Annotated in this window: 10 protein-coding genes; 1 reads left to right on the forward strand and 9 read right to left on the reverse strand. The window is 33.9% G+C overall.

Annotated features, from left to right (window positions below):
• Positions 1 to 44 precede the first annotated feature (44 nt).
• From H8R22_RS10920 to H8R22_RS10955, 8 genes are all read right to left on the reverse strand, one after another.
• Positions 45 to 1,163 carry an efflux RND transporter periplasmic adaptor subunit gene (locus H8R22_RS10920; RefSeq protein ID WP_187010415.1) on the reverse strand — a complete coding sequence of 373 codons (1,119 nt, stop codon included), beginning with the start codon at positions 1,161 to 1,163 and terminating at the stop codon, positions 45 to 47.
• A complete protein-coding gene (locus H8R22_RS10925; RefSeq protein WP_187010416.1) occupies positions 1,163 to 5,509 on the reverse strand; it encodes a CusA/CzcA family heavy metal efflux RND transporter in 4,347 nt (1,448 codons plus the stop codon). Before H8R22_RS10925 ends, H8R22_RS10920 begins: the two co-directional genes overlap by 1 nt.
• Positions 5,510 to 5,582: 73 nt before the next feature.
• A complete protein-coding gene (locus H8R22_RS10930) occupies positions 5,583 to 6,962 on the reverse strand; it encodes an ATP-binding protein (RefSeq protein WP_187010417.1) in 1,380 nt (459 codons plus the stop codon).
• A gap of 8 nt (positions 6,963 to 6,970) precedes the next feature.
• Positions 6,971 to 7,633, reverse strand: coding sequence for a response regulator transcription factor (locus tag H8R22_RS10935; RefSeq protein WP_187010418.1), 663 nt, complete (start codon positions 7,631 to 7,633; stop codon positions 6,971 to 6,973).
• Between the two features lie 13 nt (positions 7,634 to 7,646).
• On the reverse strand, positions 7,647 to 9,053 hold the full coding sequence (locus H8R22_RS10940) for a DUF3570 domain-containing protein (RefSeq protein ID WP_187010419.1): 1,407 nt from the start codon (positions 9,051 to 9,053) through the stop codon (positions 7,647 to 7,649).
• Between the two features lie 9 nt (positions 9,054 to 9,062).
• Positions 9,063 to 9,272: a DUF4266 domain-containing protein gene (locus H8R22_RS10945; RefSeq protein ID WP_187010420.1), complete on the reverse strand. Its 210-nt coding sequence runs from the start codon at positions 9,270 to 9,272 to the stop codon at positions 9,063 to 9,065.
• Positions 9,265 to 10,254: an FAD:protein FMN transferase gene (locus H8R22_RS10950; RefSeq protein WP_187010421.1), complete on the reverse strand. Its 990-nt coding sequence runs from the start codon at positions 10,252 to 10,254 to the stop codon at positions 9,265 to 9,267. The genes H8R22_RS10945 and H8R22_RS10950 overlap by 8 nt, the downstream gene beginning before the upstream one ends.
• A 4-nt stretch (positions 10,255 to 10,258) precedes the next feature.
• Positions 10,259 to 10,693 carry a thioredoxin family protein gene (locus tag H8R22_RS10955; protein ID WP_187010422.1) on the reverse strand — a complete coding sequence of 145 codons (435 nt, stop codon included), beginning with the start codon at positions 10,691 to 10,693 and terminating at the stop codon, positions 10,259 to 10,261.
• A 180-nt stretch (positions 10,694 to 10,873) separates the two neighbouring features.
• On the opposite strand from H8R22_RS10955, the gene H8R22_RS10960 reads away from it, so the two are divergent.
• On the forward strand, positions 10,874 to 12,964 hold the full coding sequence (locus H8R22_RS10960; protein ID WP_187010423.1) for an LTA synthase family protein: 2,091 nt from the start codon (positions 10,874 to 10,876) through the stop codon (positions 12,962 to 12,964).
• Positions 12,965 to 13,022: 58 nt separating this feature from the next.
• On the opposite strand, the gene H8R22_RS10965 is transcribed toward H8R22_RS10960, so the two are convergent.
• The gene (locus tag H8R22_RS10965) at positions 13,023 to 14,027 is read right to left on the reverse strand and encodes a zinc dependent phospholipase C family protein (protein ID WP_187010424.1); all 1,005 of its coding nucleotides are present in this window, start codon (positions 14,025 to 14,027) and stop codon (positions 13,023 to 13,025) included.
• Positions 14,028 to 14,103: the final 76 nt, after the last annotated feature.

The raw sequence follows: 14,103 nt of genomic DNA on the forward strand, positions 1-14,103 counted from the left end.
AAATGAAAATAAATTTGTGATTTTTTAAAATTAATAATTATTTACTACTCTTTTAAATCGTAGGCTCCTTTGATCAAAATAGTGCTTTTAGCGTTTATTTGACCACCCAAAATTAGTTCAACATATTGATCATTAACTTCTCCTATTGTTACCGAAACTTTTTTGAATGCGTATTGAGAATTAGTTTTCGAATCCAATAAAAGTACAAAATTTTTGTTTCCTTCTTTAATTAAAGCTTCAACTGGAATAGCAAGTCCTTTTTTAGTAGCAACAATTATATTTGCTTCTACAAACATACCTGTTATGAGTTGTTGCTTGAGGTTTTCTTCTAAGTGACCGTGTACGTTGATTGTTCTATCGTTTCCTTCGATCGATTTTCCTACGAGATGCACTTCGGCCTTGAAAGTTTCGTTTGTAGCTTCGGGAACCTTGAATTTAATTTGCTGACCTTCTTTTACTTGTAAAATATCTTTTTCAAATACATTAAGCTCTAAATGCAAGTGATCTGTTTCTATTATTTCTAACAAAACATCGCCAGTCCCAGCATACATTCCCAAATTAGCATTCATAACTACTATATCTCCAGCAATTGGTGCATAAATAGTAATTACTGAGGTAAGAACACCTTTCTCAACAGCTGCTGGATTGATATTTAAAAGTTTAAGTTTTGCTTTTAAGCTTTGATACATGGCTTTAGTACGGCGGTACTCACTCTCTGCCTTCAAATAATTTTTTTGAGAAGTAATCTTTTCATCATACAAAGTTTTCTGACGCTCGTATTCTGATTTTAAATAGTTGATCTGCTCTGCTACTTCCAAATACTCTTTTTGAATATCTAAAAATTCTGTGTTCTCTATCGTTAATAATGCTTGTCCCTTACTTACCTTATTTCCTACAAGAAGCTTAGTAGATTTAATATAACCTGGCACAAAGGTGGTTACCTTAGCTCTATTTTGTGGTGGTACATCGATTTTACCTGATGCTTTGACAGTAACATCAAAATCTTGTTCTTGAGGATTTCCTATAGCCATTCCTGAAGATCCAAACTGTTCTTTGGTTACAATTAGTAAACCAGTATCTTTTGTGACAACTTCCTCTATCTTGTTTTCTTTACAAGAAAATAAAAATAGGGACAAAGTGAGTACGTATACTATATGTTTCATTATAAGTTATTTTGTATGTTGATGTATTGTGAGTCTAATTGTGTTTTATTGAATAATAAGACATTATCTAAGTAATCTACTTGTATTGTTGTAGCATTTTCAAGACTTAAAATGTACTGGAAGAAATCAATCTCACCTTGTTTGTAACTTGCGTTGGCAACCTTTATAATTTCATCGGACAATTTTTTACCATATTGATTGTAATAGGTAATTGCTTCTTGGTACTTCTCTAACTCATTTTGTTTTTGACTAATAAATTGATCTATTTTTTGCTCTTCATTTAACCGTTGTTGCTCCCAACTTTGTAATTCTAACTGTGCCACCTTACTTTTGGCTACGTTACCTCCAAATAAAATAGGAACGGAAATTCCTACCTGAAAACCATTAATAGATTGTGAAAGTCCTTTGTTTGAACCTCTAAAATAATCCAAATTTAAATCTGGTAACCAATGTTGTTTTTGGAGAACAATTTGTTTCTTGTAGTTATTTGTAACACTTTCCAAATAAGTAGTATGTAGTGCTTTATTTGAAGTTATTTGATCATTAATATAAGGAACAACTGTGTTGTTTTTTATTGCAATAGTACTATCTGATTGTACCAATGAAGTTAGCAATTCATATTCAGCTTTCTTGTCCTTTCCTATCTGTATTAATTTAGTTTTAATCTGCCTATATTTAGCTTGTGCAGTAATCTTTTCTAGATAATTAGTTTCTCCAAGTTCAAAACGTCTATCGCTAGCTTTAGAAAAATTTTGGTACAAACTATCTAAATACTGGTACCGCTTTTCTTGATCTTGCCAATATACTATTTGAAAATAGCTCTTAGCTATTTGTAGCGCCAATTTGCTTTTGTGAAGTTCAAATGTTGCTTTTTCTTTTTCATAATCGGATTCATAGACTTTGCGTTGCGCACCGTAAACAGTAGGAAATGCAAAACGCTGCATAACACCAATGACCTTCAAAGGTTCATTATTGAAAGCGATGTTGTTCTTGTCGTAGTTGTAATAGACATTAGTTTTATCAAACGTATACGCACTTTTGATATTGGCTTGAGCCTTATCTACTTGTAACTGATAACTTTTTATTCCTTTATTGTTTTTTATTCCATTTGAAATTAATTGGTCCAACTCAGAATCAGGATTTTGAGCAAAGGCAAATGAGGTACTGAACAAAATGATTAGTAAGTAAGTTGCACTATTGTGTTTCTTGAATTTTGGTTTTTTGAATTCCTTTTGGTCAAAAACCTTAAATAGTATAGGTAAGACCACCATGGTCAGGATTGTGGCAGTAAACAAACCTCCAATAACTACTGTTGCTAAAGGTCGCTGTACCTCTGCCCCTGCAGACGACGAAATTGCCATTGGTAAAAAACCTAGCGCAGCTGCTGCCGCGGTTAGTAAAACTGGACGCAATCTATCTGTAGTTCCTTTCAATATCAGTTCGTCTATGTTTTTCATTCCTTGATGCTTTAGTTCTTTAAAATGTTCAATTAAAACAATTCCGTTAAGGACTGCAATACCAAAAAGTGCTATGAATCCAACTCCTGCCGAGATGCTGAAAGGCAAACCGCGTAGCCACAGAAATAAAACTCCTCCTACTGCTGATAATGGTATCGCAGAGTACACCATTAGAGCCTCTTTTATAGAACCAAAAGCAAAATACAACAAAATAAAGATTAAGAATAAAGCAATAGGAACCGCGATCATTAATCGCGCTTTTGCCGATTGCAAATTTTCAAATTGTCCGCCATATTGTACATAATAGCCCGTTGGTAATTTCACTTTAGTACTCACTATATTTTGTATGTCAGTTACTACACTTTGTAAATCTCTATTACGAACATTAACACCTACTACAATTCTTCGATTTGTATTGTCTCTCGAGATCTTTGCTGGGCCTTCTGAGTAATCAATAGCGGCAAGTTCTTGTAGCGGAATTTGTTCTCCATTGGGAGTGGCAACATATAGGTTTTTTAAATCATTTATACCTTGCCTATTTGATTGGTTTAATCGTATTACCATATCAAAACGTTTTTCTCCTTCAAAAACATTCCCAACAGTTTTTCCTGCAAAACCAAGTGCTATCATATCATTTAATTCTGCTACATTTAGGCCGTAGCGAGCAATTTTAGATCTGTCGTAACGCACAGTCATTTGCGGTAATCCTTCCGTTTTTTCGATAATAATATCAGATGCACCCTCTACTTTAGCAATCGCTTTTTTTACCTCCTCGGCTTTTTGAGCCAAAATAGCCAAATCTTCGCCAAATATTTTAATGGCAACGTCTGATCGCGTTCCTGAGATTAGTTCATTAAAGCGCATTTCGATAGGTTGTGTAAATTCAATTTCCATATTCGGAATTTGTTCTTCGATAGCTACTTTAATTTTATCAGCTAATTCGTCCTTTGATTTTGCCGAAACCCATTCAGATTTTGGTTTTAGCTTTACAATCACATCACTTTCCTCCATACTCATAGGATCCGTAGGTACCTCGGCAGCACCAATTCTACTTACGACTTGATCTACTTCGGGAAATTTTTTCAGAATTATATTTTCAATTTTAGTAGTTGTTTCAATAGTTTTGGTCAGAGTAGTTCCTGTTTTAAGTACTGGTTGAATAACAAAATCACCTTCATCTAAGGTTGGAATAAATTCCCCACCCATACTACTAAAAACTACTACAGCCAATACTAATAAACCAATTGCGCCATATAAAACTTTCTTGGTGTTAGTCAAAGCCCACGTTATAATAGGAATGTACCAGCTATTTAATTTTGCGATTAAGCGATTAGAAATAGAATTTGGGTTTTCCTCTCTTGCTTTTAAAAATAAAGAAGAAACCACTGGGACATAAGTAAAACAGAATATCATAGCTCCAACTAATGCAAAACTAAAAGTCATTGCCATGGGCTTGAACATTTTTCCTTCGATCCCCGACAATGAGAGTATGGGAATAAATACAATCAAGATGATAAGCTGTCCAAAAATGGCCGAATTCATCATCTTGGAAGCACTTTTATACGTAATTTGATCAATCTCTATCTGACGATCTTCAGGAGACAACGGGCCCAATTGGGCTGCTTTTTGAGCTATTTGAAAGGCAATAAACTCGACTATTATGACAGCGCCATCAATTATTATTCCGAAGTCGATTGCACCAAGACTCATTAAATTAGCATCAATACCAAATATATTCATTAGTGATATTGCAAATAATAAACACAAAGGAATTACAGAGGCTACAACCAAGCCAGAACGCCAATTACCAAGCAATAACACAACGACAAAAATGACAATCAAACATCCTAAAATAAGATTTTCAGCAACTGTAAAAGTAGTCTTACCTACTAGTTCGCTACGTTCTAAAAATCCATTTATATATACTCCTTCAGGCAGTGACTTTTGGATTTCGGTAATGCGTGACTTTACATCGTTTATCACTTGCTTCGAGTTGGCATTCTTCAGCATCATTACTTGACCCAGTACTTTTTCGCCTTCTCCATTTCCTGTAATTGCCCCAAAGCGATTGGCGCTACCAAAACGGACATCTGCCACATTTTTAATATAAATTGGTAGACCATTTATATTTTTAACCACTATATTTTCAATGTCAACTAAGGATTTTACTTTTCCCTCTGCACGAATAAAATAACTCTGATTTACTTTTTCGATATAAGCACCACCAGCGATACTATTATTGTTTTCAAGAGCCGTAAAAACATCAGTAGTGCTAATATTCATCGCTTTTAACTGCGCAGGATTAATGGCAATTTCATACTGCTTTAAAAACCCTCCCCATGTATTAATTTCGACTACTCCTTTTATTCCTGACAACTGTCTTTTTATGACCCAGTCTTGAATGGTCCTTAAATCGGTAACAGAATATTGGTTTTTAAATTCAGGTTTTACTTCTAAGGTATATTGATAAATTTCGCCAAGACCAGTAGTAATTGGTCCCATTTCGGGAGTTCCAAAACCAGCCGGAATTTTTTCTGATGCTGATTTTATTTTTTCGGCAATCAATTGTCTTGGTAAATAAGTACCTAAATCATCATCAAAGACGATAGTTACTACTGACAAACCAAATTTTGATATTGATCTAATTTCTTGAACTCCTGGTAAATTAGCCATTTCAATCTCTACCGGATACGTAATATACTGCTCAATATCTTGAGTAGAAAGGTTGCGAGAGGTAGTAATTACTTGAACTTGGTTATTAGTGACATCAGGAACTGCACCTATCGAAATTTGGAAAATGGAATAAATACCGAATCCAAAAATCCCTGCAGTGAATAATAAAACGATGAGTTTATTCTTAAGGCTAAAAGCGATTATTTTCTCTAACATTTATTGTGTTTTTTAGATAATCAAAAGTAAGACAATTGTGAGTGTATTCCCTTAAGATAGCCTTAAGGTATACTTAAAGAAAGCTTAGGATTACCGTTGTGCCATGACCTTCATGGCTTTGAATAGCGACGGTAATATGAAGCATCTCTGACAGCCTATTCACGATAGACAATCCTAGACCTGTTCCTTTAATTTCAGGGTGATCAGAAGATTTTGATCGGTAAAATTGATCAAAAATCAGCTGTAAATCTTCTTCAGGAATACCGATACCTGTATCTGTAATATGACATTCTAGAACCGATTCTCTTTCGACAAAAGTTATGGTTATCGAACCACCTAAATTGGAATATTTAATGGCGTTCGAAAGTAAATTAGAAAGAATGATAGAGATTAAATATCGATCTGTATTATAATAAAAGTCGGTTCTTTTGGATAAAACAACTTGAATCTTTTTGGACTCTAGCTCATGAGAGAATCGAGAAATTACCTCTAGAACAACCGCATTTAAATTAATTTTATCAATGTTGAGCGATTGCTTTTGGTTCTCATAGCGTGCAAGTAATAATAATTGATCAACTAAATGATTTAAACGGTCTACTTCGGCTACACAATAACTAATTTTCTCGTGATATTCTTCCTCCGTCCTTGGCTTTCTCACTAAAACCTCTAAGGTTCCTTTGATAACAGTAAGTGGTGTTCTAAGTTCGTGGGAAGCATCCGAGGTAAACTTTTTTTCTCTCTCTACGGTAGTTTCTATTCGGTTAAGAAGATTGTTTATCGTTTGTGACAGCACAAATAATTCATCTTTTTTTTGAGGTAGAGTAATACGAGAACTCAAATTATTAGTGGTTATCCTATTAGAAGTTTCGATAATAGTATTAATTGGTCTAATGCTTCTACCGGCAATAAAACGAGCGATAAAAAAAAGAATGAGTAATATTAGCGGATAGGCTATAACTAAGATCTCCAATAGGTTTTGCAAAATTAGCGTGGCATATTCTAATGACATAGCGATCATTAAATATCCCACAATCTTATTATTTGAAACAATAGCAACCTGTATTTGCCTAATTTTTATTGATGATAATTTAGTGTCAAATAGGCTATTAGTTTCGCTTTTTGTGTTAAAATTTAACTGCTCATTTTTTAGGTTTGGAGATTTTTCAATCACTTCTTTATTACTTCCTAAAAATTGGACAAAAACGGGATTTACATCTACCGTGTTATGCTCTCTCTCTTTCCATTCTTCTAAATGAAGTAAAACATAGGAATTTCCGTTGATTTGAATTTCATTCAGGTGGTTTTGGACCTCCTTATTAATGTCGTTATTTACATGATTATAAACAGAGAATCTAACAATTGAATAAATAGCAAAAAACACCACAAAAATTAATAATGCAGTAGTTATAATGTAATGAAAAGCGATACGGTTTTTAAATGAAAATTGCTGCATCTTGTAAGTTAGTCATTGGCAATATATCCCACACCTCTAATTGTTTTGATATAATCTTGTTCTATTTTTAGATTTAATTTTTTTCGAATAGCATTTATAAATACATCGATTACACCTGTATCATAATCGAAATGAATGTCCCAAACATCCTCAATTATCTGATTTCTAGTACACACATGGCCTTTTTTACGTACTAAATAGGTCAAAAGTTCGAACTCTCTTTGCGTAAGTGATACCACTACCCCATTTGCTAGAACTTCATGCTTATCAAGATCGATTGTAATGTGGCCTAAGGTTAAAAGCTCTACTTCTTTTTGCGTTCTAAAATGAATTTTAATTCGTTCTACTAACTCTTCAAAACTAAAAGGCTTTTTAATATAATCATTGGCGCCCGCTTTTAATCCTTCTATAGTTTCATTTATGGTGTCTTTGGCAGTTAAAAAAAGTATAGGAGTGGCATGATCTTTAATTCTTATGGCTTTGCATAATTCAATCCCACTCATCTTTGGAAGCATCCAATCTAATAATATGATGTCAAAAACGGTATTTTGTACCATTTCGAAACCACTATGACCATCAGATGCCGTACTCACTTTATACCCTTCTTCTTCAAGACCTTGTTTCAAGAATTGAACAATACCTGCTTCATCTTCGACAATTAAAATATGCATTTTATAAAATAATTTATTCTACTTCAAATTTAAAACCAACAGTCACTATGTTTGCTGACAATCCATCCGAACGATTGTAGTGGTTTAAACGTAAATCTATGGATTTTAATCCTAAAATGTAAATTTTAGTGCGAGTAAAAATATCGGTATACGTAAATCCCCCTCCGTACTGATTCGTACTAAATTTTGATAAATCATAATCAGAAGTGTAAAACTGTTCGGTCGATACATGGGTTTCGTAAGGGGCAAAATATCGTGAAGCCGTTTGAGTGTAATAACGATACATAGGATACAGCGTAAAACTGGAGCTTATTTTTATAGGTAGTTCTATAGAAGCCGTATGGGCTTGAATTCCCCAATTGTCCTCGTAATAGCGATAATAGGTTCTGGCAACGACATATTGATTGATATAATAATTAAGTCTAACGCCTATAGGAATTTTGAAACGGGAACTTGGCAATCGTTCTGTATCATCAGCGAGTTGATATACACCTGTATTTTGAGCAGAGGTATAAACTGGAATAAATTGGGATTGACCAATATAATAATTTGACTTATCTGCAAAATAAACTCTTTGGTACGGTGTTGCTAACAATCCTTCTTGTTTAAGCACATCAAAAAAGACAGATAACTGAATTTTTTTAGTCAGAATTTGCGAGAATGATAGTGATGCAGAATAGGAGTTTCTATTCACTTTATTGTAAGAACTAAATGCTGTGGGATTATAAGCATTTGAAGCAGCACCATTTTGATCAAAAACAGTAACTCCCGAAAAATAACTGCTGTTTTGAAAATTATTGCCGTTCTCTCCAAACTCTAGAAGCTCCTTTGGGTAAATAGGTCTCCATTGGTCTAAATAGGCATTAGCTTTGAAGCTGATTTCCGTATTTTTTTCATTAAAAAGACGTGTGTATCCTCCTCCAAATCCTATCGAAGTATAATCGTATTCGTTAGAAAATGAAACATCAGCATTCCAAATGCGATTGCGATCATCAGAGTTGTGAGCGTAATTTACAGTTAATGAAGTCAACTGATCACTTCCTGAAGCTCCAGATGAAGCTTGCCAAGGTGTTCCGTAAATCCTAGATGTGGTACTACCAGAAACTGCAGACGGATCAAAAGGGTTAATATTACTTGAAGAGGCCGAAGTGTAGGCAGAAATTCCAGCATCAAATGTCAGGACATCATCATCATTTAGCGGTACCGCTACAACGATATTTGAGGCGATATCCGATAATTTTTCGGAGCCAATACCACCGCTAACGGCTGAATGTTTACCGTCTTGATTGTAATAACTTAGTAAAAAATCTACTTCAGTATTTTCTAAAATTCTTTTCTTAAATGCCTTAACACTGTCTTTGACTTGAGCAGCAGCACTAATATTTACTAGTACTAACAATATAATTATATTTTTTTTCATCACGATTTACTAATTACAACCACATCCACCACCCGTTTTTCCGCCGTTGGCGCCAGCTGCAGCTTCACGATACACCTGAAAAGTAGTTTCATACTTTTCTGATGATTTTGCCGCTAATTTCATATCAGGATCGTTGATATATAATTTATCGTACTCTTTTACTGCAACACAAGACTGCATAAAAAAACTTATTACTAGTATAGATACTATTTTATTCATGGCTATATTTTTTTAAATCAATATTTTTTGAGGTGAAAATTTTTCCTTTATCGTCGACATAAATGCAACCTATTCCTGGCAACTGATCTACCAAATCAATTCCAACATCGACACCAAGTACAAAAAGACCTGTGGCTAAAGCATCTGCAAATTCGCAGGACTTGGCAAAAACGGTAACGCTAATTACGCCCCTAACGGGATACCCCGTGCGAGTATCAATGATATGTGAATAACGAACACCATCAAAAGTCACGTATTTCTCATAACTACCAGAGGTTTCTACGGCTGTATCTTCAAGAGGAAATGTTGCAAAAACTTTATCCTTATTCAATGGATTTTTAATTCCTATTTTCCACTGTTCCCCATTGAGCTGTTTTCCCCATGTGTTGATATCACCTGATATATTTACAATTCCAGCTTTTACTCCCTCCTGCACTAATAAACTTTTTATTTTATCGGCTATGTACCCTTGACCAATACCACCAAGACCCAATTTCATGCCTTCCTCTTTTAAGAATATGGTACTATTATCCTGATCTAGTATTACTTTTTTGTAACCTACACGCGCCACCGATTTTTTTATTTCCTCAGGTAATGGCATTTGTTTCATGCTTCCGTCAAACTTCCAAATTTTGTCCATAGAGGCATAACTAATATCAAAGGCTCCCGATGTAAGTTCAGATATGCGTAACGCTCTTTCCACAAGATCAAAAACTTCTTTTGGAACTTTTACAGGCTTGATTCCAGCATTTTTATTCACCTCGGATATCGCCGTTGTTGGTATCCAATCTGAAATTAGATTTTCTATACGGGAAACTTCGGCGACAGCCTGATCAATATATCGATCACCTTCGGGTATATCTTTAGCTTCTACGATCATCTCAAAAGGACTCCCTAACATCGATAAGGTCCTTTTATGTATCACTTGAGCCTTTGATGCAATACTAGCGAGCAAAAAAAATAGAAGCATTATTTTTTTCATAGTATTATTTTACAAATCCGTTTAACATAGTAATGTAATCTGAAGGTGACACGTTTTGATAACTAGCCTTCCCTAAAACTTTTCCGGTTTTATCAATGAGTACAACAAGAGGAAATACACCTTCAGGATTGTATTTTTCTGCTAATTTTTTGTTTTGAGATTGCAATTCTTCTGGTAATTGGTTTTGTTTCTTTTTTGGAAAATCAGCTCTTGCTATAACACAGTTGTCCTCAGCATATTTTTTGAATTCTGCAGACTGCCAGATGTTTTTTTCTAATTTAATACAAGGAGCGCACCAATCTGATCCAGAAAACAACAATAGGATGGTTTTATTATTGTTTATAGCTTCATTTTTAGCCAACTGAAAATTGGTATTCCAATCTTGAGAATAAGTTACAGATGCTGATAGCATCAATAGGAAAATTATTGTTTTTTTCATTTTCAGTTGTATAATGGGATATCTTTAAAGAAAGTTAACATAGTACTTTCCTATTAGTTTTAAAAACAAAGATAAAAGTAAAGTATACCTTTATAATAGGATAAGCTTAGTATTAAGCAAATCTTAAGGTTTCACAAGACTCTAAAGCAGTCCTTTAAAGTAATTTTACAAAAAAAAGAAATGTTCAAAAAATTAGCTCCATTCTACAGTCTTACACTGTTTTATCTCGTTGTGAGTTTGACACTACGAATTGTACTCCTTTTTCATCCTATTACACAAGCTTCATTCACAATATTTGATACTTTCAAGATATTTTTAATAGGATTAGCTTCTGATTTTTTTGTGTTTATTATCGCCTCTGGTTTTTTATGGCTCTATCTTATTTTTATTTCTAATAAAAAATATGATAAACCTTATGGATACATCATTTTAGGGTTAATGATTGGACTATTAATCTATATCGCTTCAGGCAAATCAATACTATCAGAATACGGCGGGGCATTACCTGAAATAGGCTTAGCTTTTGTTGGTCTAAAAACAATTTTATTTGCCTTACTTTTGTTTGTACCTAAGTACAGAGCTACTATCAGGCTGTGGCTATTTACCTTTGTACTCTTTTTGTTTGTAGTTCTGATATTGCAAAATGCGATTAGTGAATACTTTTTTTGGAACGAGTTTGGAGTCAAATATAATTTTATTGCTGTTAATTATTTAGTTTATACTAATGAAGTAATTGGTAATATAATGGAGTCTTATCCAGTAATTCCACTATTCAGTGCCTTATTTTTCATTGCGGGTTGTATCACTTTTCTGATTTTGAAGGTGTCGAAAAACTATATTTCTATCCTTCCTACATTTTCTCAAAAAATCAAACTCACTCTAATTTATTTTGCTCTTTTTGTTATCTCTTTTGTGGCAATTCCTTTTCTGGCTCGTTCAGAAAATTCTCAAAATAAGTTCACCAATGAGTTGCAATCAAATGGAATGTATCGTTTCTACTTAGCCTTTATGAATAGCGAGTTGGATTACTTTAAATTTTATAAAACACTGCCAACAAACGAAGCCTACGCTATACTAGGAGCGCAGATTCCAGGTTTACATAATAACTCAAGTTCAAGACTTGTAGAAAGTCTGGCAGCTGAAACTCACAAAAATGTAGTTCTTATAACTATTGAAAGTTACAGCGCTGATTTTATGCAAGCATATGGCAACAAGCAAAATATCACCCCTTTTTTAGATCAGTTAGCAACTGAAAGCTTGATGTTTACTAATTGTTACGCATCCGGAAATAGAACGGTGCGAGGGCTCGAAGCAGTTACTTTATGCTTACCTCCTACCGCTGGAGAAAGTGTTGTAAAAAGAAAGGATAATAAAAATAAGTTTTCGACAGGAAATATATTTGCACAGAAAGGATACTCTGTCAATTATTTATATGGAGGAGATTCATTTTTTGACAATATGGAAGATTTTTTTAGCGGTAACGGATACAAGATCATCGATAAAAAAACATTACAACCTAATGAAATCACTTTCTCTAATGTATGGGGCGTTTGTGATGAAGATATGGCCAATAAAGCGATCAAAACAATGAACGAACAAGCAACCACTGGTAAACCTTTCTTTAATCATTGGATGACTGTAAGCAATCACCGACCATTTACGTATCCAAATGACAAAATAGATATTCCTGGCGATGCGAAATCGCGAGACGGTGGAGTAAAATATACTGATTATGCTCTAAACAAGTTTTTTACAATGGCCAAAAAGCAACCTTGGTTTAAAAATACTGTTTTTGTAATTGTTGCCGATCATTGTGCCTCTAGCGCTGGAAAAACCGAATTACCTATTGATAAGTACCGTATACCAGCTATGATTTACAGTCCGGGTTATATAGCACCACAACATTACACTAATTTAGTTTCTCAAATTGATATAATGCCCACTGTTTTTGGTTTACTTAATTTCAACTATCAATCTAAATTTTTTGGTCAAGATGTTCTACAAGAAAGTTATAAGCCTAGAGCGCTAATAGCTACCTACCAAGACCTTGGACTTATAAAAGATAATGTTTTGACAATACTTTCTCCTAAGCAGCAAGTGAAGCAATTTGAATTAACGTTAAAACCTATAGCAGGAGTTGAAAATGAGTTCCAAGAGTTTTACGATGAAAAACCATTAAAAAAACCTAGACCTGATTTAATCAAGGAAACGATTGCTTACTACCAAACTGCTTCGGATATGCTGAAACAAAAAAAATACGAAAAGAACTAGACGAAAAAAGCCTGTGAAAATGTTCACAGGCTTTTTTTAATATGAAACAGAGAAGAATTTATTCTGCGTCTTTGTCATCTATCACACCAAAAAGATCTCCTTTTTGAAACAATTTTGCATCTTTTTTCAAAAGTTTCCCATTACGAGCAGTAAGGGTTTTAGCATCTAGACTGCTTAGATCAGGTTTTCCTGCATTTACCCAAGCAGTGTACCAAAAACTAGCCGTTGCTGTTACTGCTTTTTTCATTTGGTTTTCTACCATACCGTCTAATGCAATATGCAGTTTATTAGCATATTCGTCGCTATATCTAGCGCTATTGTACTTGTTTTTTATCACATTGCCATCTGCATCAGTCACAAAAATTTGATTGGGTTGCAAACTAGTTCTTAAATTTTTATCCGCTGCTAATAAGGCAGGTACTAAACTATGAGTATCATGAATCATGTCCCATATTGCTTTGTCTACATCCTCATAATAAGTAGCAGGTGCAACATTAAACTTATAGTTTTTCACAAATAATTCAGGAATTCTGCTTTCCCATAAAGAGTGAATTCCTTTTTGATCCGTAAGTTGACCATCGTGATTGTCAGATGTATGCAATGGCATATGAGCATCAGCAATATAATGACCTAAATCAGCGGCGATAAATAATATTTCGTTTTTACGTTTTTCTTTGAATGCTGTTGTCAATTTACCCATCATTTCTTGAATATACCATGGTAAAGTTCCACTTTTTGACAAAAACTTATCATCGTATTTCTTTAGGGCATCAGCCATATTTTGAGGAAAAGTAGAAACATCGCCATAGTTTTCCATATCAAAATAATGCTTTGGTCCTTCATTTTTATCAGAAATCACATATTTTCTCAAATCTGGAACGGAGGATTCTTGAGTAATGAAATCTATATGGTTGTAAAAAAACACTTGTAACGGTTTTGGTAAAGCCATTACTGCCGCCTTATTAATACGTTCATGGCCAATAATACCCCATGATAGGGTACAAAATCCAACTACTGCAACTGCAGCTAAGATTCCTAAAGATTTAATTTTTTGACTTTTCATTAGTTTATTTATTTTGAGATACAAAAGTATTTTTTTTAAGCATATCTCAAACAAATTAAATTCAAGTTTACTATTA

Origin of the sequence: Flavobacterium kayseriense, assembly GCF_014305095.1 — a bacterium.
GTDB lineage: Bacteria > Bacteroidota > Bacteroidia > Flavobacteriales > Flavobacteriaceae > Flavobacterium > Flavobacterium kayseriense.

Bases quoted from the DNA above. Each gene is read 5' to 3' on its own strand.
- H8R22_RS10920 (WP_187010415.1), bottom strand. From the start codon at position 1,163: ATGAAACATATAGTATACGTACTCACTTTGTCCCTATTTTTATTTTCT.
- H8R22_RS10925 (WP_187010416.1), bottom strand. From the start codon at position 5,509: ATGTTAGAGAAAATAATCGCTTTTAGCCTTAAGAATAAACTCATCGTT.
- H8R22_RS10930 (WP_187010417.1), bottom strand. From the start codon at position 6,962: ATGCAGCAATTTTCATTTAAAAACCGTATCGCTTTTCATTACATTATA.
- H8R22_RS10935 (WP_187010418.1), bottom strand. From the start codon at position 7,633: ATGCATATTTTAATTGTCGAAGATGAAGCAGGTATTGTTCAATTCTTG.
- H8R22_RS10940 (WP_187010419.1), bottom strand. From the start codon at position 9,053: ATGAAAAAAAATATAATTATATTGTTAGTACTAGTAAATATTAGTGCT.
- H8R22_RS10945 (WP_187010420.1), bottom strand. From the start codon at position 9,272: ATGAATAAAATAGTATCTATACTAGTAATAAGTTTTTTTATGCAGTCT.
- H8R22_RS10950 (WP_187010421.1), bottom strand. From the start codon at position 10,254: ATGAAAAAAATAATGCTTCTATTTTTTTTGCTCGCTAGTATTGCATCA.
- H8R22_RS10955 (WP_187010422.1), bottom strand. From the start codon at position 10,693: ATGAAAAAAACAATAATTTTCCTATTGATGCTATCAGCATCTGTAACT.
- H8R22_RS10960 (WP_187010423.1), top strand. From the start codon at position 10,874: ATGTTCAAAAAATTAGCTCCATTCTACAGTCTTACACTGTTTTATCTC.
- H8R22_RS10965 (WP_187010424.1), bottom strand. From the start codon at position 14,027: ATGAAAAGTCAAAAAATTAAATCTTTAGGAATCTTAGCTGCAGTTGCA.